At 53.8% G+C, this 20,399-nt stretch carries 15 protein-coding genes; 8 read left to right on the top strand and 7 right to left on the bottom strand.

The genetic code is table 11. The annotated features are described in order from the left end of the window. Positions 1-310 precede the first annotated feature (310 nt). The 3 genes from aguA (at position 311) to RUMCAL_RS11245 (ending at position 4,540) form a co-directional block, all read left to right on the top strand. Positions 311-1,426, top strand: coding sequence for an agmatine deiminase (gene aguA / locus RUMCAL_RS11255; protein ID WP_040648067.1), 1,116 nt, complete (start codon positions 311-313; stop codon positions 1,424-1,426). Beyond that, positions 1,419-2,318 (top strand): N-carbamoylputrescine amidase, encoded by a 900-nt coding sequence (gene aguB, locus RUMCAL_RS11250; protein WP_021683004.1) that lies wholly within the window; start codon positions 1,419-1,421, stop codon positions 2,316-2,318. Before aguA ends, aguB begins: the two co-directional genes overlap by 8 nt. Positions 2,319-2,680: 362 nt before the next feature. Further along, on the top strand, positions 2,681-4,540 hold the full coding sequence (locus RUMCAL_RS11245) for a C39 family peptidase (RefSeq protein WP_021683002.1): 1,860 nt from the start codon (positions 2,681-2,683) through the stop codon (positions 4,538-4,540). Positions 4,541-4,893: 353 nt separating this feature from the next. On the opposite strand, the gene RUMCAL_RS11240 is transcribed toward RUMCAL_RS11245, so the two are convergent. The 4 genes from RUMCAL_RS11240 to RUMCAL_RS11225 are packed head-to-tail and all read right to left on the bottom strand — an operon-like array spanning position 4,894 to position 8,312. Continuing rightward, the gene (locus RUMCAL_RS11240) at positions 4,894-6,120 is read right to left on the bottom strand and encodes a sodium ion-translocating decarboxylase subunit beta (RefSeq protein ID WP_021683000.1); all 1,227 of its coding nucleotides are present in this window, start codon (positions 6,118-6,120) and stop codon (positions 4,894-4,896) included. Between the two features lie 13 nt (positions 6,121-6,133). Beyond that, entirely contained in the window at positions 6,134-6,532 is a 399-nt protein-coding gene (locus tag RUMCAL_RS11235) for a biotin/lipoyl-containing protein (protein WP_021682999.1), read from the bottom strand. Continuing rightward, complete coding sequence (locus RUMCAL_RS11230) at positions 6,522-6,899, bottom strand: OadG family transporter subunit (protein ID WP_021682998.1); 378 nt, start codon at positions 6,897-6,899, stop codon at positions 6,522-6,524. The genes RUMCAL_RS11235 and RUMCAL_RS11230 overlap by 11 nt, the downstream gene beginning before the upstream one ends. Positions 6,900-6,911: 12 nt before the next feature. Continuing rightward, positions 6,912-8,312: a pyruvate carboxylase subunit B gene (locus RUMCAL_RS11225; protein WP_021682997.1), complete on the bottom strand. Its 1,401-nt coding sequence runs from the start codon at positions 8,310-8,312 to the stop codon at positions 6,912-6,914. 393 nt (positions 8,313-8,705) lie between these two features. Between RUMCAL_RS11225 and RUMCAL_RS11215 the strand changes: the two genes are divergently transcribed. From RUMCAL_RS11215 to RUMCAL_RS11200, 4 genes are all read left to right on the top strand, one after another. Then, positions 8,706-10,259: a TerB N-terminal domain-containing protein gene (locus RUMCAL_RS11215; RefSeq protein ID WP_021682995.1), complete on the top strand. Its 1,554-nt coding sequence runs from the start codon at positions 8,706-8,708 to the stop codon at positions 10,257-10,259. Between the two features lie 113 nt (positions 10,260-10,372). Continuing rightward, positions 10,373-11,692, top strand: coding sequence for an ATP-binding protein (locus RUMCAL_RS11210; RefSeq protein WP_040648060.1), 1,320 nt, complete (start codon positions 10,373-10,375; stop codon positions 11,690-11,692). Positions 11,693-11,740: 48 nt separating this feature from the next. Beyond that, the gene (locus RUMCAL_RS11205) at positions 11,741-13,975 is read left to right on the top strand and encodes a DEAD/DEAH box helicase (RefSeq protein WP_021682993.1); all 2,235 of its coding nucleotides are present in this window, start codon (positions 11,741-11,743) and stop codon (positions 13,973-13,975) included. Between the two features lie 164 nt (positions 13,976-14,139). Further along, the gene (locus tag RUMCAL_RS11200; protein ID WP_040648059.1) at positions 14,140-15,324 is read left to right on the top strand and encodes a zinc ribbon domain-containing protein; all 1,185 of its coding nucleotides are present in this window, start codon (positions 14,140-14,142) and stop codon (positions 15,322-15,324) included. 129 nt (positions 15,325-15,453) lie between these two features. Here the strand turns inward: RUMCAL_RS11200 and RUMCAL_RS11195 are convergent, their stop codons facing one another. The 3 genes from RUMCAL_RS11195 to malQ are packed head-to-tail and all read right to left on the bottom strand — an operon-like array spanning position 15,454 to position 19,810. Next, positions 15,454-15,828: a hypothetical protein gene (locus RUMCAL_RS11195; RefSeq protein WP_021682991.1), complete on the bottom strand. Its 375-nt coding sequence runs from the start codon at positions 15,826-15,828 to the stop codon at positions 15,454-15,456. Positions 15,829-15,857: 29 nt separating this feature from the next. Beyond that, positions 15,858-18,221, bottom strand: a complete 2,364-nt coding sequence (locus RUMCAL_RS11190) for a glycogen/starch/alpha-glucan phosphorylase (RefSeq protein ID WP_040648066.1) — start codon at positions 18,219-18,221, stop codon at positions 15,858-15,860. Continuing rightward, positions 18,221-19,810: a 4-alpha-glucanotransferase gene (malQ, locus tag RUMCAL_RS11185; protein WP_021682989.1), complete on the bottom strand. Its 1,590-nt coding sequence runs from the start codon at positions 19,808-19,810 to the stop codon at positions 18,221-18,223. Before malQ ends, RUMCAL_RS11190 begins: the two co-directional genes overlap by 1 nt. A 123-nt stretch (positions 19,811-19,933) precedes the next feature. On the opposite strand from malQ, the gene RUMCAL_RS11180 reads away from it, so the two are divergent. Next, positions 19,934-20,335, top strand: coding sequence for a putative ABC transporter permease (locus RUMCAL_RS11180; RefSeq protein ID WP_021682988.1), 402 nt, complete (start codon positions 19,934-19,936; stop codon positions 20,333-20,335). Positions 20,336-20,399: the final 64 nt, after the last annotated feature.

Here is a 20,399-nt window from a genome sequence, read left to right as displayed (position 1 = left end):
AAAAATCTGACAACACATCTTACGCACAAGCTTTATGCGGTGTTTCCCTGTCTTTACGATTCCACATCTGCGGCAGATTATACACCGGATTTTCCACAGCATACGCGGAATTCTGCCGAAAAGGTCTGCGTTTCCTTGGAAACGCCACGCCCTCTACAGCAATTCCACAATCTCGTGAAAAACCGCCCATAGAATTCGATTGCATTCCCCAAAAAAATATGCTATAATGAAAACAGTCATTACAGGACAGCTTTCCACAAAAATCAAACAGCCTGTGGAAAAACTGCTTGAAAAAGAAAGGAATCCTATCATGCACATTTTACATACGACACCCCGCACAGACGGGTTCTGCATGCCGGCGGAGTTCGACCGGCACGCCGGCTGTCTGCTGATCTGGCCTACACGGGGAGATTCCTGGCGAAGCGGCGGCTGGCCGGCACGAAAAGCCTTTGCGGCAGTTGCCGCAGCCATTGCCCGTTCCGAAGAAGTCACCATGCTGGTGGCTCCGGAACAGTACGAAACCGCACGGGCAATGCTGCCGCCGGAAGTCCGCCTTGTGGAAATGGAAACCGACGACTCCTGGGCAAGAGATGTCTGCCCCACTTTCGTCCGCAATGCCGAGGGCACTGTCCGCGGCATCGACTGGGGCTTCAATGCGTGGGGCGGTCTGGTGGACGGGCTGTATTTTCCGTGGGACAAGGACAACCATGCGGCAAGAAAAGTCTGCGACCTGTACCGTGCCGACTGCTATGACAGCCGTGATTTCATTCTGGAAGGCGGCAGCATTCACAGCGACGGCGAGGGAACAATTCTCACCACAGAAAGCTGCCTGTGCAGTGCCGGCAGAAATCCGGACATGACCAAGGCGGAGATCGAGGAAAAGCTCTGCTCCATGCTGGGTGCCCAAAAAGTCCTGTGGCTGCCCCGCGGCATTTACGGCGACGAAACCAACGAGCATGTGGACAACGTCTGTGCGTTCACTGCCGCCGGAAAAGTAGTGCTTGCGTGGACGGACAACCAGAACGACCCGCAGTATGCCCTTTCAAAAGCCTGTGCCGACTATCTGGCACAGCAGACCGATGCCAAGGGCAGAAAACTGGAAGTGACACTGCTGCCCATTCCGCAGAAGCCGGTCTGCATTACACAGGAGGAATGCAGCGAGTTAGACCTCTGGGACGGCGAACCCACCAGAACCGCAGGCGAACGGCTGGCTGCCTCCTATGTCAACTTTTACATTGCCAACGACAGCGTTCTGGTTCCGCAGTTCGGCGACCCCATGGACAAGACCGCCTGTGAAATTTTGTCTGCCCAGTTCCCGAACCGGACGATCGTTCCCATTGCCGCCAGAGAAATTTTGCTGGGCGGCGGCAATATCCACTGTATCACACAGCAGATTCCCTTAGGAAGGAGTTCTATTTATGCGTAAAGTCACTGTTGCAGCCATTCAAATGGCATGCTCTCCCGATGCCGCCGAAAACCGCCGCACTGCCGAAGCGATGGTACGACAGGCAGCTGGAAACGGGGCACAGATCATTCTGCTGCCGGAACTGTTCGAAACCCCTTACTTCTGTCAGGAACGGCGGTACGCCTCCTATGAACTGGCAACCACGCCGGCGGAAAATCCTGCCATTGCACAGCTGCGGAAAGTCGCTGCGGAATTGCAGGTAGTTCTCCCCGTCAGCTTCTACGAAAAAGCCGGCACTGCCCTGTACAATTCCATTGCGATCATTGACGCTGACGGCTCGGTGCTGGGTATCTACCGGAAGACACACATTCCGGACGACCATTTCTATCAGGAAAAATTCTACTTCACCCCCGGCGACACCGGCTTCAAAGTCTGGAACACCCGCTATGCCAGAATCGGCGTGGGCATCTGCTGGGATCAGTGGTTTCCGGAGGCTGCCCGCTGCATGGCTCTCGCCGGTGCAGAACTGCTGTTCTACCCCACGGCAATCGGCTCGGAGCCGATTCTGGAGGTGGACAGTGCTCCCCACTGGCAGCGTTGCATGCAGGGACATGCCGCCGCAAACCTGATGCCGGTGATCGCTGCCAACCGCATCGGCACAGAGCACATCACCCCCGATGAGGAGAACCAGCAGCAGACCTCCTCTCTGTCGTTCTACGGCACCTCGTTCCTGACCGACGGCACCGGTGCAGTTTTACAGCAGCTGGGACGGGACGAAGCCGGCATTGCTATGCAGACATACGACTTGGACGAGCTGGAAGAAATGCGTATGAGCTGGGGCGTATTCCGCGACAGAAGGCCGGAATATTACCGTGCAATCAGCACGCCGCCCACCGTCGTTCTCCCCCGCTGAACGCCGCCGGCAGGCTCCTGATTCCGTTTTGTTACCAACATTTCATTTTGTAATTGCCAATATCAGGAATAAAATCGTCGAAAAAATTGTGCAGAATGGGCGAGTGCAGCAGATGCTTTTTGTACAGTGTGCCGAAAATTCGACAGTTTTTTCGAACAAGACGGCAAATCGATTGACAGCACCCCAAAACATCGGTATAATAAATAGTGGATTCATGACAAATCGATTACAATCGGCAGGAAAATTTTGTCGATTGCATACGAACGCAGACGACAGCGATTGCAAAATGGAAACAGCGATCGCCCAAAAGGAAACTCCGCCTTACAGGCGGCAGTTCCCTGACACGAAAGGACGTGAAACCAATGGCGCAACCGATGCGCAAACTTCTCTTTGCTGCAGCCGGCGGACTGCTCGCTTCTCTGATGATCGGCACAATTTCCGCAGCAGCAGAAGAGTATGATATACAGGACAGCATCCTGCATCTGAACAGCTTTATTGTAACAGACAGCGGCAACCGTGTCCTGACAGGAAGCTGCGAAGCAGATCAGATCACTGAAAGCGGCTGGTATGTATCTGACGATGACAGCCTTTATTATTACTACAGCGACGGCAGCTGTGCACAGGACGAAACCACACTGAGCGACGGCTATACTTATTTATTTGCTTCTGACGGTGCACTCCGAACTGGCTGGCAGACCGTAGACGGCAAGCGGTATTATTATAGTGCAGAGGTCGGACAGCCGGTATTCGGCTGGATGGATTATCAGAATGCGATGTACTATATCGATAAAACTGCCGGCAAGCTGACTGGTGTCCAGACCATTGACGGTATCCCGTACACCTTTGACGAATACGGCTGTGCAGTCACCGGCTGGGTTTCTTATGCAGACGGTTCGCTGTACTTCTACAACACAGATGCTTCAACGGCAACCGGCTGGGCAGTCACCGAAAACGGTACCTACTACCTGACAGCAGACAAGGGAGCCGTAACCGGAAGATATACGATCGACGGCAAGGAGTATTACTTCGGTGACGACAAGAAGCTGAAGACCGGCTGGATCGATACGGATTCCGGCAAGATGTGGGCAGATGCCGACGGCGTACTCGCCAAGGGAATGGTCAGCATCGACGGCAAGAATCATTGCTTCGATGCACAAGGCTACGCTTTGACTGGTGTTTGTGCCATAGACGGCATCACCTACTATACCGATGCCAATGGTGCTGTACAGACCGGCATTCAGCAGATCAACGATAAGTATTACTACTTCAACGAACAGACTGGTGCTTTGCAGACCGGCTGGATCACCGTCAACGGTGTACAGTATTACTTCGATCCGGATGAAGCATATCTCCGCACAGGCTGGCTGGAAACAGAAAACGGTACCATGTACCTCACCACCTCCGGTGCAGCAACCGGAATCCAGACCATTGACGGCGGGATCTACGGGTTCAATGCAAATGGCATTCTGCTGACAGACTGGCAGACTGTAAATGGCAAGCTGTATTGCTTCAATCCGACAAACGGCAAGGCACTGACTGGCTGGACTACCAAGGACAATTCCAAGATTTATCTGAACGCTGACGGTACAGCGGCTTCCGGTGTGACCGTTATCGGCGACAAAACCTATTATTTTGATCCGTCCACCTTTGCAATGCGAACCGGCTGGATCACCATTGGAGATTCCTCCAGCTATTTTGATCCGACGACCGGTGTTCTCACCGAAACCGGACATGCACCGGTACAGCTGAATGTGGTAGACTACAAGCAGTTCGACTCCAAATGGAGCAACAAGGTCATCAATTATTCCACGATTGGCAAGGTCGGCTGTGTGACAACAGCTCTGGCAATGAAGTATTCTTACCAGACCAACACCAACACCACACCGGACAAAATGGTATCCAAGCTGACTTACAGCAGTGACAACCTGATTTGGTCATCCTGCACAAAGCTGGGCTACACCGTAGACAATGCCAGCGGCACCATTTCACAGAGCGTAATGCAGAAGATCTATGACAAGCTGTTGAGCAACAAACCGGTTGTCATCGGTGCAAAAAAATCCGACGGCAGCCAGCACTACGTATTGGTTACCGGCTATACCGGTTCCAAGGGCACCACATTCTCCGCAGAAAACTTTATCATCAACGATCCGGGTTCCAGCAAGCGTACCAAGCTGAGCGAATACCTTGCACTTTTCCCCAACCTGTATAAACTGATTTACTAGAACTTATTTTTTCGATTTCACAATACATCTTCTTGAGATCAGCCGTCACCACAGGGGTGACGTGCTCCTGTTTCAGGAGTAGCTACAAATCTTCGTATGTATAACAATGAAATAATCGCATTGTTCCTCGCAGTCCATTGTCTGCGGGGATTTTTGTTTGTCTGAAAGCAGCTGTTCCCCGTAAGCAGTCAGACTTCCACCAGCACACCGACCGTTCAGAAGCCACAGAAAGCCTGTCAGAACCGATTTTACGAAGCACCAGTATCCTTTCCCTGCAAGATAGAAAAACGCCCGATACAAGCCACAACGTGCCTGTATCGGGCGTTTGTTATATACGATATGAGATGAGAAACTTACTTGAATACAGCAAGCAGGAAACCGGCTGCAATTGCAGAGCCGATAACGCCGGCTACATTCGGACCCATGGCGTGCATCAGCAGGAAGTTGGACGGGTTTGCCTTCTGACCAACCTTCTGGGAAACACGGGCAGCCATCGGCACTGCGGATACACCGGCAGAACCGATCAGCGGATTGACCTTACCGCCGCTGACGATATACATCACCTTGCCACCCAGCAGACCGCCGACTGTAGAGAAGCAGAATGCCAGCAGACCCAGAACCACGATCTTCAGGGTATTCAGGGTCAGGAAGGAAGAAGCAACAGTAGTTGCACCAACGGAGATACCGAGGAATACGGTAACGATGTTCATCAGGGCGTTCTGTACGGTATCAGACAGACGCTCTGTCACGCCGCATTCCCGCCACAGGTTCCCCAGCATCAGACAGCCGATCAGCGGAGCAGTGGACGGCAGCAGCAGGATAACCACCAGAGCAACGACGATCGGGAAAATGATCTTCTCGGTCTTGGAAACCTGACGAGTCATTTCCATCTTGACTTTCCGTTCCTTTTCAGTGGTCAGCAGCTTCATCAGAGGCGGCTGGATCATCGGGATCAGTGCCATATAAGAGTATGCAGCGATAGCGATCGGTCCCAGGAGTTCCGGAGCCAGCTTACTGGTCAGGAAGATCGCTGTCGGGCCGTCTGCACCGCCGATGATACCGATGGATGCTGCCTGATTGCCGTCAAAGCCCAGGCAAACTGCACCAAAGAACGCCAGGAAAACACCCATCTGTGCAGCTGCACCCAGCAGCAGGTTCTTCGGGCTGGACAGCAGCGGGCCAAAGTCAGTCATAGCACCGATGCCCAGGAAGATCAGGGACGGATACAGACCGGACTTGACGCCGATATACAAAATATCCAGCAGTCCGCCGTTCGCCATGATGTGCCCATAGCTGTGGTAGTATTCTCCGCCTTCTTCCAGAAACGCACTCCACAATTCGGGGTGGTACAGGGCGTTGGACGAGCTTGCACCGTCTACGAAGAAGTTGGATACATTGACCAGCAGGCAGCCGAATGCGATACCTACCAGCAGCAGCGGTTCGAACTGCTTTTTGATGCCCAGATACAGCAGCAGGCAGGATACCGCGATCATCACAAGGTTTTTCCAGCCGCCGTCAGCAAAGAAGCTGACGAAACCGGAATCGTTCAGAAGATTCTGAAGGGTTTCAAGCATGTTCATGAATACCCCTCCTTTACGCCAGCACGATCAGCGGAGAATCGGTTTCTACCGTAGAGCCCTTAGAAACAATGACCTGTGCAACCGTACCATCGTGAGGTGCCAGAATCTCGTTTTCCATTTTCATGGCTTCCAGAACGACCAGCAGCTGTCCAGCCTTGATCTGATCGCCCTCCTTGACCTCGACACGGATAATGTTGCCGGGCATCGGAGATTTTACCGGTTCGCCAGCCTTCAGGTCTACCTTTGCAGCCGGAGCCGGTGCAGGAGCAGCAGCGGCAGCCGGAGCAGCTTCTGCGGCAGGAGCAGCAGCCGGAGCCGGTGCACAAGCCTCATATTCGTCCAGCAGCACAGCCTTTCCTGCTTCTACTTCTACTTCATAAACTTTCTGGTTCAGTGTAACTTTATACTTCATCCTCTTTGACCTCCTTAATGGAAACGAAGTGCAGTTCATTCAAGGGCTTTTTCAGCTGATCGGCAACAATTGCCATGATCATAGCGGCTTCCTTATCCGGAACGTCAAACCGCTTGACGTGACCGGCAGAACCGGGAGCAAGGGGTTTTTCCGGCTCAGCTGCCGGTGCTTCTGCCGGAGCAGCAGCCTGTTCCGCAGCCTTCAGTGCTTCCGCTTTCTTTGCCTTCGACTTGAACACAGCACCCATGATATACAGTACGACCATCAACAGGAGCAGTCCGACGAATACCACAACATAACCGAAAATCGCGGTCAGACCTGCTTCGCCAATGCCCATATCTGATGCACTCATCACATTTAATGGCATAGCTGTTCCTCCTTACATCGCCTCAATGGTATAAACGGCTTCGTTTTCCTCCTGTGCCTTGCGGGCTTCCAGGAATTTCATGGTCTGATCCGGATAGCAGATATAGCTCATAATATCTTCTTCCGAACGTGCCAGATCGCCCAGTGCCTTCTTGGCATCTTCGAATTCCTGTCCGGTACGCTTCTGGTCCTCGATACGGCAGTCAACCGGCTTGCCGCCCTCGCCCAGTACCTTTTTCTGGAGTTCTTCGCTGATCGGAGCCGGAGCGATACCATATTCGCCCTTGATATAGTTCTGGATCTCCTTGGAGATCTGGCGATAGCGTTCGCCTACCAGAACATTGGTCACTGCCTGATTGCCCACCATCTGGGACAGCGGTGTTACCAGCGGCGGATAACCCATATCAGCACGAACCTGCGGGATCTCTGCCAGTGCAGCATCAAACTTGTCCATTGCCTTCATATCGGTGAGGTTTGCGATCATGTTGGACAGCATGCCGCCCGGTACCTTGTATACCAGAGCCTGTGCATCGGTGCCGAGGCTCTTGGGGTTGATCTGACCGTTGTCAATATACTTCTGCTTGATCGGCTTGAAGTAGTCGTTGACTTCGTTCAGGATCTTTTCGTCCAGACCGGTTTCAATGCCGTACTGCTGGCAGGCATAGAACATGGTTTCTGTAGACGGCTGCGAAGTACCGCCGGAGAAGCAGGAAGTCGCGGTGTCGATCACATCGATGCCGGACTCGATTGCCTTGGTCAAAGTCATATATGCCATACCGGTGGTGCTGTGGGTGTGGAGGATCAGCGGCATGTCGCCGACTGCGTCCTTGATACCCTTGATGAGGTGTTCTGCTTCATACGGAGTCATGGTGCCAGCCATATCCTTCAGGCAGATGGTCTGGAATCCCATACGCTTGAGCTCCTTGCACATTTCCACATACTTTTCGACGGTGTGCACCGGACTCTGGGTATAGCAGATACAGCCGGAGGCAATGGTGTTCTTGGTGGCATACTTCATGGTCGCATTCAACGCGGTTTCGCAGTTGCGGAAGTCATTGAGTGCATCGAAGATCCGGATAATGTCGATACCGTTCTTGATGGACAGTTCGATGAACTTTTCCACAACGTCATCATGATAGTGCTTATATCCCAACAGGTTCTGTCCACGCAGCAGCATCTGCAGCTTGTTGTTGGGCAGGTTCTTCCGGAGATTCCGCAGCCGTTCCCACGGGTCTTCGTTCAGATACCGCAAACAAGAGTCAAAGGTCGCACCGCCCCAGCACTCAATGGAATAATACCCTGCCTTGTCCATTGCAGGCAGAATGTCTGCATAGTCTGCATAAGGCAGACGGGTTGCCATGAGAGATTGGTTTGCATCACGCAAAACGGTTTCCGTAAACTGTACTTTTCTCATATAGAGCCTCCTCGTCTTTCGACAGTTTTGTGCTTGTAAATAAGTCTTTCACAAGCCCGAACGCTTCTAGTATACCACAAAGTGATTTCTTTTTCTATAATTTTTCCAAAACTCTTTTTATTCTTTTGTGTAAACGCTTTTTGGCTTATGCTTTTTATGGGAATATGCTCTGGTACGCTGTGCCCTCTCCGGTTTTCCAGAACAATCATTATCAGAATCCGCTTTCCGTCCCTGCGATCAGCAGAGAACGTATCCGGCACATTATCGATAGTATATGTCAATTTCAGAGAAACATCAGCGATTTCCCATTGCGGCGGCTGTGACGTTTGACTTTTCCGATAAAATATGGTATATTGAAGGTAATACAGCCGTATCAAGAAAGGGCGAAACTGCATGGCAAATCTGGAAGATGTACAAGATCTGATTCAGGAAATTTTAGACAATCCCAAGCTGAAGTATGTTGCAGACCGGCTCCGGCAGGAGTATCACGACGAGCCGATCCTACAGACGGCATCACAAATGCAGCGGCTTCTGCCCAGACCGCTGGTGGAAGCCAAGCGACTGATGCGGAATCCGGCAGAATACCATTATAATTACAGACAGTTGTTCTATCAGCAGGCAAAGCTGCTGGAGGATTTCACCGACGATTTTTCCGAACAGGCTTCTTTTTCCTCCTGCTATCCCTGTTATCGGGACATGAACGACCGACAGCTTCGCACCTATTTCACATGGCGAACCAAAGTGCGGCAGGGCGTTGTGGAAAGCACTTCTCCCAGCTACGCGGAACTCTACTGCTATGAGCTGCTGCACCAGATCGGCGTACCAGATCCGGAAACCGGATTCCGCATGTTACAGCAGTTCCGGCAGGACTATACCGCAGTTTCGCCGGAATGCCGCTTCCCCTATTTCTCGATATGGCTCCATGACTACATCATTTACTACGGACTGGATCAGGCTCTTTTGCCGGAGCTCTCTGAAGACTACGCCGCGGAAGCACGGTTCGACAAAAGCTTTCAGACGGTGCAGGAGGCAGAAACACACACAGATGCAGAACTGTTTCAGGCGATTTCCGACTTGTCCGGCTACGGGCTCCAGCGTTCTAAGTTTTACAGAGAACAGACGGAACTGATCGAACAGGCAGTGCCCTACTGTTTCCGCCAGATGTGCGACTACTTCCGGAACCGGAAAAAGAGCGACTATCTGGAATACTTGTTCGGAAAAAAGGGGCTGCTCCCCTACCACATGTTTAACTATGCCACGTTTTTTGAAACCGATCCGGAGAGAAACTGCGACTATGTTTTATCGCCGTATCATATTTACCGCTGCCGCAGCGGCAAGTGGACATGCGAAGCCTATTTCGACGCGGAAAAGGGAAAGAAACGGCTGGGCTGTTTTGTCAAGACCATTGACCAGAAGCTGCGGCAGCTGGTGCAGTATCCCCACTCCATAAAAGAAACGGAACTGCCGAAATATCTCCAGCAGGTGCTGGACAAAACTCTGGCGGCATTTCTGGACGAACAGAAAAAGAACGCCGTTCCGAAAGTGGAATTCGACCTGTCCCGTCTGGCAGGGATCCGGCAGGCGGCAGAGGTCACACGGAACAAGCTGCTGGTGGACACCGAGGAAGAACCGGAACTGCAAGCTGCTCCAAAGCCTGCTCCGGAACTGCCGGTTCCGGAAACAACACCGGCAGAACCGGCTGCACCGGAAACACCTGCCGCAGATACACGGCTCAGCGAAACCGAACGGGCGTTCCTGCACTGTCTGCTGGAACACCAGCCCTATGCAGACCTGCTCCGGCAAGGCGGCGTGATGCTCTCGGTGCTGGTAGACCACATCAACGAAACGTTATTCGATGACTTCGGCGACACGGTCATTTTATTCGACGGCGACCAGCCGGAACTGATCGAGGATTATGTGGAGGAGCTGCGGGCGTTGCTGGGGTGAGAGAGGTTCTTTCCGTAGAACTAATACATCAAAGGCAATACCCTTCCCTTTCAGGGGAGGCTTGTTTCATTGTCAATATGCCCATACAGTCCGTTTCAGAAAGGATCGTTATCATGAAAATACCCAAGCGAATCGCTTCGGCGATCATCAATTCCCTGAAAGGCGGCGTTGTGCCGCGAATCGGTCTGCCCTACATCACCGTAGGCAGAGAACAGGAGATCAACGCCCTGCTCCACGATGTGGACATTATCGCAGACGGCGGAGCATCGTTCCGGTTTATCGTGGGCAAGTACGGCAGCGGCAAAAGCTTTCTGCTCCAGACCATTCGCAGCTATGTCATGGACAGAAATTTCGTTGTCGTAGATGCCGACCTCTCCCCCGAACGGCGATTACAGGGAACCAAGGGGCAGGGGCTGGCAACCTATAAAGAGCTGATTCGGAACATGTCCACCAAAACACGTCCTGACGGCGGTGCATTGACGCTGATTCTGGATCGCTGGATCAGCAACGTCCAGAGCGAAACCGCCGCGGAATCCGGTCTGGATACCAACGACCCCCAGTTCCGGAAAGCCGTGGAACGAAAAATCTACGAAGTCATCGGAGCACTGCATGAAATGGTGCACGGGTTCGACTTTGCCAGACTGCTGACGCTGTACTACAACGCCTACCGAGAGGGCGACGACGAATGCAAGGCAAAGGTGGTCAAGTGGTTCCGCGGGGAATACAATACCAAGACCGAAGCCAGGGCGGAACTGGGCGTGAACATCATTATCACCGACGACGACTGGTACGAGTATATCAAGTTGTTCGCCATGTTCCTGAAAAAAGCCGGCTACAGCGGCATGCTGGTGCTGATCGACGAACTGGTGAACATCTACAAAGTTCCCCACAGCATTACCCGCCAGTACAACTATGAAAAGATCCTCACCATGTACAACGACACCATGCAGGGCAAGGCACAGTATCTGGGCATCATCATGGGCGGTACACCCCAGTGCATCGAGGACACACGCCGCGGCGTGTACAGCTATGAGGCTCTCCGTTCCCGCCTGGCAGAGGGACGTTTTGCACAGGAAGGCATGCGGGATATGCTGGCTCCGGTGATCCACCTGAACGCCCTGACCAATGAGGAATTGCTGGTGCTGACAGAAAAGCTGACGGAAATTCATGCCCAGCTGTTCGGGTATACGCCTACGCTGACACAGGAAGATCGTATCCTGTTTTTGCAGATCGAATTCGGCAGGATCGGGGCAGATTCCCACATCACGCCCCGCGAGGTGATTCGGGACTTTATCGAACTGCTGGACATCATTTTCCAGAACCCGCAGATGCATGTGGCAGAACTCTTACAGTCCGACCAGTTTTCCTACGCCGCGGCACAGCCGGAGGGCGATCAGAGCGTTGCACCGGAATTCGCAGAGTTTGACATTTAAGGCAATACCGCACAAGCTTTATTCCGTGGTTCCCCAAGAGGTTTTTCCATGTCTATTTTTGAACGCTATGCTCCGTTTATTCAGGATTTCATCTACCAGAACGACTGGGAATCGCTCCGTGCCATTCAGGTGGCTGCGGGCGATGCCATTTTCCACACAGACGAAAATGTCCTGCTGTCCGCCTCCACTGCCTCCGGCAAGACCGAGGCGGCATTTTTTCCCATTCTCACCCTGTTTTCCGAGAACCCGCCCACTTCGGTAGGGGCAATTTACATTGGCCCGCTAAAAGCCCTCATCAACGACCAGTTTCTCCGGCTGAACGACCTCTGTGCCGAAGCAGACATTCCCGTCTGGCACTGGCACGGTGACGTTTCCCAGTCCCACAAAGCCAAGATGATGAAGCACCCCTCCGGCATCTTACAAATTACGCCGGAGTCGCTGGAGGCAATGCTGCTGCACAAGCACGCTGCCATTACCAAGCTGTTCCACGATCTGCGGTTTATCGTCATTGACGAGGTGCACTCCCTGATGCGTGGCGACCGCGGCGGGCAGACCATCTGCCTGATCGAACGGCTCTGCCGCATGGCTGGTGTCAATCCCCGCCGCATCGGGCTTTCTGCCACCATTGGCGATCTGGAAGCTACCGGCAAATTCCTCGCCGCCGGCACCGGCAGAGGAACGGTGATTCCCCGTATCCAGTCCAAGGGCGTTCGCTGGCGGCTGTCTATGGAACATTTCTATGTGCAGGATCGGCAGGCTGCCGAGGACAATCCGCCGGCACAGGCATTGCCGGAACTCGCCCCGAAAACCGACACGGCTCCGGACGATGCAGACCCCGGCATGGGGTATATTTTCGAGCACACCCGCGGAAAGAAGTGTCTGATCTTCGTCAACTCCCGCGAGGAGTGCGAAGCCGTCACCACCACGCTCCGGCAATACTGCGAGGTCAAACACGAGCCGGATCGCTTTCTCATTCACCACGGGAATCTGTCCTCTGCCTATCGGGAAACAGCAGAGGAGGCAATGAAAGACGAGGATTCCTTCCTGACGACCGTCACCACTGCCACGCTGGAACTGGGCATTGACATCGGCAGGCTGGAACGGGCGTTCCAGATCGATGCTCCTTTTACGGTGTCCTCTTTTTTGCAGCGTATGGGACGTACCGGACGGCGTGACCTGCCGCCGGAGATGTGGTTCGTCATGCGGGAGGAACCGCCGGAGCCACGTGCCCTGCTGCCCACCACGATCCCATGGAAGCTGTTACAGGGCATCGCTTTGGTACAGGTCTATCTGGAGGAACGCTGGGTAGAGCCGCCCCGACTGGATCGGCTGCCCTACAGCCTGCTGTATCACCAGACCATGTGCACGCTCGCCTCCTGCGGTGAGCTGACACCGGCGGCTCTGGCTTCCCGCGTACTGACACTCAGCTATTTCCACCGCGTTTCACAGGAGGACTTCAAGCTGCTGCTGCGGCACCTGCTGGAAATCGACCACATAGAACGCACGGAAACCGGCGGCCTGATCGTGGGCATTGCCGGCGAACGGCTCACCAGTTCCTACAAGTTCTACGCCGTCTTTCAGGAAAACGAGGAATACACTGTCCGCTGGAACTCGCAGGAACTGGGCACCATTGTACAGCCCCCGCCGGCTGGAGAAAAGATCGCCATTGCCGGTCACGTCTGGGTGGTGGAAGAAGTGGATCACCAGCGGCACACGGTGTACTGCGAACAGGTCAAGGGGAAAGTTCCCGCCTACTTCGGCGAATGCCCCGGCGATATTCACACGAAGGTACTGGAACGCATGCGGCTGGTATTGCAGGAACAGAAATCCTATCCCTATCTGATGAAAAATGCCGTATCCCGCCTACAGCTGGCACGGCATGTGGCTCGGAACTCCGGTGTCACAGAGGAGCCGCTGATCTGTCTGGGCGGTGACATGTGGTGCCTGTTTCCGTGGCTGGGATCGTATGCCTTTCTGGCAATGGAACGATTTCTCAAGTGCCGCTGTGCCGGTGCTCTGAAGCTGACCGGACTGGCACCCTCCCGTCCCTATTTTATCCAGTTCAAAATGCAGGCGGACAAGCGGACTTTTTTCCGCGTGCTGCTGGAACAGGAACGCAAGCCGCTGGATCCGATGGAACTGGTCTACCCCAACGAAGTACCTGTCTTTGAAAAGTACGACGAGTACCTGCCGGAAGAACTGGTGAAAAAGGGGTTCGCCTGCGGGGTGCTGGGCATTGACGAGATGCGGGAACGGATTCGCGGCTGGGAGATGTTTGCATGATGGACAATACCGCACAAAGAGCGTCTGGCGACTTTGTGCGGTATTGTCCTAAAATTTTCAGAAAATACACATTCGAGGCAGTTTTGTATGCTATAATTTTTTCATAGAAACAAAACAATTCCATAGTACTGCTTATGCGGTGCTGCCGAACAGGAGGAATGGACATGGCAAAAGAAAGATCCAACACGACTGCCGAAGCCGAGGCAGTTCCCAAAAAGGAAAAGAAACAGAAGCAGCCCACACGGGCCGGAGCCGTTTTCGGTTCGATCCTGCTGTTTCTGCTGACGCTGCTCTTCGGCATCTGCTTTTTGTGCAGTTCGATCTTAAACAGCGTACTGCCCCAGAAAACACTGTCCGCGGCAATAGCGAAAATGGACTTGTCCCAGATACAGCTTTCCGACCACGGAAAGGAGCAGCTCATTGGCAAGTGCCTGTATGACTGGTACTTCTGGGACGCTCCCAATCTGACAGAGGAATATGCCGAAAAGCTGGTGACCATGCCGGAGTGCAATCAGTTCCTCTGTGACTATCTGGACGACCTGAGTACATACATGACCGGCGACAACTCCGAACTGCCGCAGTTACAGCCGGACGATGTGGCGGACTTGTTGCAGGAGGAACTGGGCAGCAAGCTGACAAAGGAAACCCATATGGTCTTTGCGGAAGCTGACCGGAAATCCCTGAACTGGACCATGGGCGACGACCTCAACGGCTGGAACAGCATGCTGCAGCACACGATCGGTTCCGGCTTCGGCAAATTCCTGACACGGCAGCTGTGCAATCTGTCCGGCATGATCGCCTTTGGTGTGCTGACAGTGGCATGCTTCGTGCTGTGGCTGGTGCTGGCAGTGAAAAAGCACTGGCACAAGGGCAGAATGTTCACCGCCTACGGTCTGGCAGTGGCAATTCCCGGTCTGCTGGTACTGGCGGCAAGTGGTGTCACCCTGCTGCTGGTGGAGGCGTTCCACATACCAGATGCACTGATCTTCTCCAAGGCAGGGCTGCCGATACTGCTGAAACCGGTCGCTCTGGCAACGCTGATTCCGGCGGCATATGGCGTACTCTTTACAGTGATCGGCATCTGCACCAACGCGGCAGTCAAGTCCAAAAAGAAAAAGGCTGCTGCCGTCAGTGCACCTGTCCCCAATGCTCCCGCACCGGAAGCACCTGCTCCGCAGGCTCCGGACAATGCACCGGCTGAACCGGAACTCCGCTACACCGAAATGTCCGGCGAAAGCCATGCTCCCAAGACCGATGATTCTTCTACCGTGAAGTTCTGCCCGCACTGCGGTGCCATGAACCCGCTGGACAGCCAGTTCTGCGGCTCCTGCGGCAAGAAAATGGATTGAGTTTACTTTTAAAGCCCGCCTGACGGCTTTGCACGCAATCTGCGTGCAGATTTTTGTACGGTATTGCCCTAAAACAAAAACGCTATGGTACTTTGCGTACCATAGCGTTTTTTGTTTTTTGATGTGATTTTACTCTGACAGTTTTTCCGTCTGCGGCTGCACCTGACAAGAGCTGTCCAGATACGCCAGCAGACCGAATGCTGTCATTGTCAGCACTGCCCCGTGTATATACAGCATGCCTGCCATCAGTGCATTGGGCATCACGCACAGAATCTGTGTCAGCAGAACAAACAGTGCCGTCATGTAGAAGACACCGGCATAAATGGCACAGAGCATGCCCGCCGCCCGCTGAAAGCATTCCATATCATACAGCCGCGTGCCGTCCGGAAGCCGCGGGTTTCCCGCCAGCAGGAACTTCCACGGCGACAGATTCAGCTTCACTGCAAAAACGGTATCCAGAATGCCCAGCAGGAAGAAAATGAAAAATGAGATCACGCCGCCCATTTACAGCACCTCCCAGAATGCCGTACCGATCAGTCTACTGTGACTGCCTGAATGTTCCAGATGTTTTCTGCATAGTCTGCAATGGTGCGGTCGGAACTGAACTTGCCAGCGTTGCAGATATTCAACCACTGCTTCTTGGCAAATGCCATACGATCTGTATAGTCGCCGTTGCAGCGAAGCTTTGCAGCCACATAGGATTCCAGATCGCCCAGCAGATAGTAGTTATCCGGTGCATGCCAGCTGGCACCGTCCAGCAGAGAATAGTACAGTTCGCGGAAATCGCCGCTGCCGCCGTCGCAGCAGGTGCCGTCGATCAGGGTTTCTACCACGCGGCGAATCTTTTCGTTCTCGGAGAACAGCTTCCGGCTGTCGTAGGTCGGCATGATCTGTTCCAGTTCCTCTACCTTTGCACCAAAGATGTAGTTGTTTTCCTCGCCGGCTTCTTCCACGATCTCGATGTTGGCACCGTCATAGGTACCCAGTGTCACTGCACCGTTGAGCATCAGCTTCATGTTGCCGGTGCCGGAAGCCTCTGTGCCGGCGGTGGAGATCTGCTCGGAAACGTCTGCCGCAGCTACCAGCTTTTCCGCATAGGAAACGTTGTAGTTGGAAACGAATACCACCTTGATCTTCTGCGAAACCAGCGGATCTGCTTCCACCAGCTTTGCCACTTCGTGGATAAACTTGATGATCGCCTTGGCACGGCGATAGCCCGGAGCAGACTTTGCACCGAACAGGAATGTCACCGGTGTGATGTCCGCAATGCTGCCGTCTTTCAGTCCGAAGTACAGATACAGAATGGAGAACGCATTCAGCAGCTGACGCTTATATTCATGCAGCCGCTTGATCTGAATGTCGAAAATCGACTGCGGGTCGATCTGTACGCCCTCTTTTTCTGCGATATATGCAGCAAGCTGTTCCTTCTTGGTCTGCTTGATTGCCAGAAAACGCTCCAGTACAGCGGTATCGTCGGCGTAGCGTTCCAGCTGCTTCAGGTCGTCCAGGTGAATCTTCCAGTCATCAGAACCCAGCAGTTCGGTCAGCAGACCGGACAGTTCCGGATTGCACAGAGCCAGCCAGCGACGCTGGGTGATGCCGTTGGTTTTGTTCTGGAACCGTTCCGGATAAACCTGATACCAGTCTTTCAGCACGGAATCCTTCAGAATTTCGGTATGGATTGCCGCAACGCCGTTGGTGTGTGCCGAAGCATACACTGCTATCCGTGCCATGTGCACCATGCCGTCCTGCACCAGCTTCATGCGGTTTGCCTGTGCCTTGTCCACACCCTTCTGGTACATCTCGGTCATGAACTGTTCCTCGATTCGCAGAATGATGTCATAGACTGCCGGCAGCAGCTGCTGCACCAGATTGCAGTCCCACTTTTCCAGTGCTTCCGGCATAACGGTATGATTGGTGTAGTGGAAGATCTGCCGTGCCATGCCGAACGCCCGCTCGAATGTATAGCCGTTTTCCGGCAGCATCAGCTGACGCACCAGTTCCGGTACAGAGATGACCGGATGGGTATCGTTCAGCTGGATCGCCAGCTTGTCTGCCAGATTGTCCAGCGTGCCATAGGCAGCCTTATGCTTTTTCAGAATGTCCTGCAAAGATGCGGCACAGAAGAAATACTGCTGTTTCAGACGCAGCTTCTTACCCTCCCATGTGTCATCACTGGGGTACAGCACCCGTGAAATGTCCTCTGCATACACGGTTTCTGCCGCAGCTTCCAGATACTTCTGCTGGTTGAACAGGTCGAAGTCAAAGGTGTGCACCGGCTCTGCCTGCCACAGCCGCAGATTGCCGATGTGCTTGGTCTTGCAGCCAATGACCGGCATGTCATAGGGCACGGCACGAACGGTCTGTCCTGCAAATTCTACCAGCACGGCATCTTCTTCCCGACGGACAGACCACGCATCACCGTAACGCATCCAATCGTCCGGCACTTCCTTCTGGCAGCCGTCCTCGAAGTACTGCTTGAACAGACCGTACTTATAGCGAATGCCATAGCCGTCCAGCGGCAGATCCAGTGTTGCCGCACTGTCCAAAAAGCATGCAGCCAGTCTGCCCAGACCGCCGTTGCCCAGTGCTGCATCTTCGATCACTTCCAGATCAGACAGGGAAACGCCCAGTTCTGCAAAGGCTTCCTCTGCCTCCTGCATCACGTCCAGCACCAGCAGGTTGTTGTAAACGGCACGTCCCACCAGAAATTCCATAGAGAAATAGCAGGCACGGCGGCTGTGTTCGTGAGCGTCCATGCTCTTTTTCCAATCCGGTGCAATGGCTTCCATGACAGTTTCGCCCAGTGCCTGATGCAGCTGCTGCGGGGTAGCGGTTTTCGGGTCTACGCCGTGGAGGGCGTTCAGGATACCGGTTTTCAATGCTTCTTTCTTCATCATGACTTCTTCTCCTTTTTCTCCATAGGTTTCGTTCCGGCAGCCGCCTTGGCTGCTGCTTTTGCCGCTGCTTTCTGCCGCTTTTTGGACACCGGCTTTTGCAGGGATTCTTCCGGCAGACGGTTGAACAGTTCATTCAGCTGGTAGATCCGCTTTGCCAGTCTGGGGTTGAAATCGCTGGTCAGTGTCCGATACTGCCAGTTGCCGCCGGTCGTGGACGGCGTATTCATGCGGCCCTCCGGACCTGCGTCCAGAAAGTCCTGCATCTGTGCCACGGCGAGGTTTGCCGTGCTGCTCCATGTCAGCCGCAGAATGGCAGCCGGCAGGTCGTTGGCACTCCGGCAGTGGAGATACCGCTTCGCAAAGGCAATGGTCTTTGCCGGCGAGCCGTGGATCCAGCCGCGGAGCGTCATATTATCATGCGTGCCCGTGTAGGCAACGCAGTTGGTCGTGGTGTAGTTCTGGGGCAGATAGGTGCTCTTGGGATCATCGTCAAAGGCAAACTGCAATACTTTCATGCCCGGATAGCCGGAATCCTCCAGCAGCTTCCGCACTTCCGGTGTCACAAAGCCCAGATCTTCCGCAATGATCGACAGGTCGCCCAGTGCTTCCTTGACAGCTTGGAACAGAGCCATGCCCGGGCCCTTACGCCACTCGCCCACCTCGGCAGTTTTTTTGCCGTAGGGGATCGCATAAAAGCTTTCGAAGCCGCGGAAGTGGTCGATACGCACGGTGTTGTACAGTGTGGATGCACTTTTCAGCCGCTGGATCCACCATGCAAAACCGGTTTTCTGATGATACTTCCAGTCATACAGCGGATTGCCCCACAGCTGACCGGTAGGTGAGAACACGTCCGGCGGACAGCCTGCCACATCGATGGGCGTTCTGGTCTTGTCCAGCAGGAACAGTTCCGGATTCACCCACACATCAACGCTGTCATATGCCACATAAATGGGAATATCGCCGACAATGGAAATGCCATTCTGGTTGCAGTACGCTTTCAGCTGACCCCACTGCTGATAGAACCAGAATTGCAGCACAGTGTAGAAGCTGATCTGTTCCGCATAGGTTTCCTTTGCCTTTTCCAGTGCCTTCGGTTCCCGCATTGCCAGCGGCTTTTCCCACTGGTACCACGGCTTGCCGTCATGGGCATCTTTCAACGCCATAAACAGGGCATAGTCCGGCAGCCAGTACTTCTGGGCTTCGCAGAATTCCAGATAGGCTTTATCCTCTTTCCGGAAACGGGAAAACGCCGTCCGCAGCACGTGGAAACAATAATTATATATGCGGGCATAGTCTACCCGACGCGGGTCTTCGCCCCAGACAATGTCCTCGTAATCCGGCGGTGCCAGATAGCCCTGCTTTTCCAGCCGCTGGAAATCAATGAAATAGGGATTTCCGGCGTGGACGGAAAAGGACTGGTACGGGGAATCGCCGTAGCTGGTCGGCGACAGCGGCAGGATCTGCCACACCTGCACACCACAGTCCCGCAGGAAATTGGCAAACATATAGGCAGAATCGCCCAGCTTTCCGATGCCGAATTCTGACGGCAAACTGGAAATGTGCATCAAAATACCACTTTTTCGCATATTGATACCTCCAAAAAATAAAACTTGAACAGATCGCTTTGGACTGGAAACTCCAGCCGCATATTTTCTCCCATTCTGCACAGACTACGTTTATGCATACACACGAAACAGGAAGTGATTTTTTTGAAGCTGCATATCCGATTCTACGAACTCTGCTGGTTCTTCCTGCTGGGGGCGTTTGTCTACAGTCTGCTGGAGATCGTCTGCCGCGGGTACACCCACTGGACCATGACGCTCACCGGCGGTACGGCTGCGGTGGGGCTGTATCTGCTCCACGCGGCAGCACCGCCGAAAACGCTGCTGCTGCAATGCCTTTGCGGAGCACTGCTGATCACGGCACTGGAATTCACCGTTGGGGTGGCGGACAATCTGGTCATGGGCTGGAACGTCTGGGACTACAGCAGCATGCCGCTGAACCTCTACGGACAGATCTGCCTGCCCTTTTCGGGACTGTGGTTTTTGCTGTGCATTCCCGCATTCGGCATTTGCAGCGTCGCCGCAAAACGGTTCCGCCTGCCGGCATAAGTCTGCCGCCATCGATTTTCCAAAGCTTAGGGAAACGCTGCATAAAGCTTGTGCGTAAGATGCG

The organism is Ruminococcus callidus ATCC 27760 (assembly GCF_000468015.1).
In the GTDB taxonomy this organism is placed as follows: Bacteria; Bacillota; Clostridia; order Oscillospirales; family Ruminococcaceae; genus Ruminococcus_C; species Ruminococcus_C callidus.
The sequence above is the reverse complement of the archived record's forward strand: the minus strand, read 5'-3'. Positions and strand labels throughout refer to the sequence as shown.

Excerpts from the sequence above, each read along its gene's own strand:
- aguA (WP_040648067.1), top strand. The coding sequence starts at position 311 with ATGCACATTTTACATACGACACCCCGCACAGACGGGTTCTGCATGCCG.
- aguB (WP_021683004.1), top strand. The coding sequence starts at position 1,419 with ATGCGTAAAGTCACTGTTGCAGCCATTCAAATGGCATGCTCTCCCGAT.
- RUMCAL_RS11245 (WP_021683002.1), top strand. The coding sequence starts at position 2,681 with ATGGCGCAACCGATGCGCAAACTTCTCTTTGCTGCAGCCGGCGGACTG.
- RUMCAL_RS11240 (WP_021683000.1), bottom strand. The coding sequence starts at position 6,120 with ATGAACATGCTTGAAACCCTTCAGAATCTTCTGAACGATTCCGGTTTC.
- RUMCAL_RS11235 (WP_021682999.1), bottom strand. The coding sequence starts at position 6,532 with ATGAAGTATAAAGTTACACTGAACCAGAAAGTTTATGAAGTAGAAGTA.
- RUMCAL_RS11230 (WP_021682998.1), bottom strand. The coding sequence starts at position 6,899 with ATGCCATTAAATGTGATGAGTGCATCAGATATGGGCATTGGCGAAGCA.
- RUMCAL_RS11225 (WP_021682997.1), bottom strand. The coding sequence starts at position 8,312 with ATGAGAAAAGTACAGTTTACGGAAACCGTTTTGCGTGATGCAAACCAA.
- RUMCAL_RS11215 (WP_021682995.1), top strand. The coding sequence starts at position 8,706 with ATGGCAAATCTGGAAGATGTACAAGATCTGATTCAGGAAATTTTAGAC.
- RUMCAL_RS11210 (WP_040648060.1), top strand. The coding sequence starts at position 10,373 with ATGAAAATACCCAAGCGAATCGCTTCGGCGATCATCAATTCCCTGAAA.
- RUMCAL_RS11205 (WP_021682993.1), top strand. The coding sequence starts at position 11,741 with ATGTCTATTTTTGAACGCTATGCTCCGTTTATTCAGGATTTCATCTAC.
- RUMCAL_RS11200 (WP_040648059.1), top strand. The coding sequence starts at position 14,140 with ATGGCAAAAGAAAGATCCAACACGACTGCCGAAGCCGAGGCAGTTCCC.
- RUMCAL_RS11195 (WP_021682991.1), bottom strand. The coding sequence starts at position 15,828 with ATGGGCGGCGTGATCTCATTTTTCATTTTCTTCCTGCTGGGCATTCTG.
- RUMCAL_RS11190 (WP_040648066.1), bottom strand. The coding sequence starts at position 18,221 with ATGAAGAAAGAAGCATTGAAAACCGGTATCCTGAACGCCCTCCACGGC.
- malQ (WP_021682989.1), bottom strand. The coding sequence starts at position 19,810 with ATGCGAAAAAGTGGTATTTTGATGCACATTTCCAGTTTGCCGTCAGAA.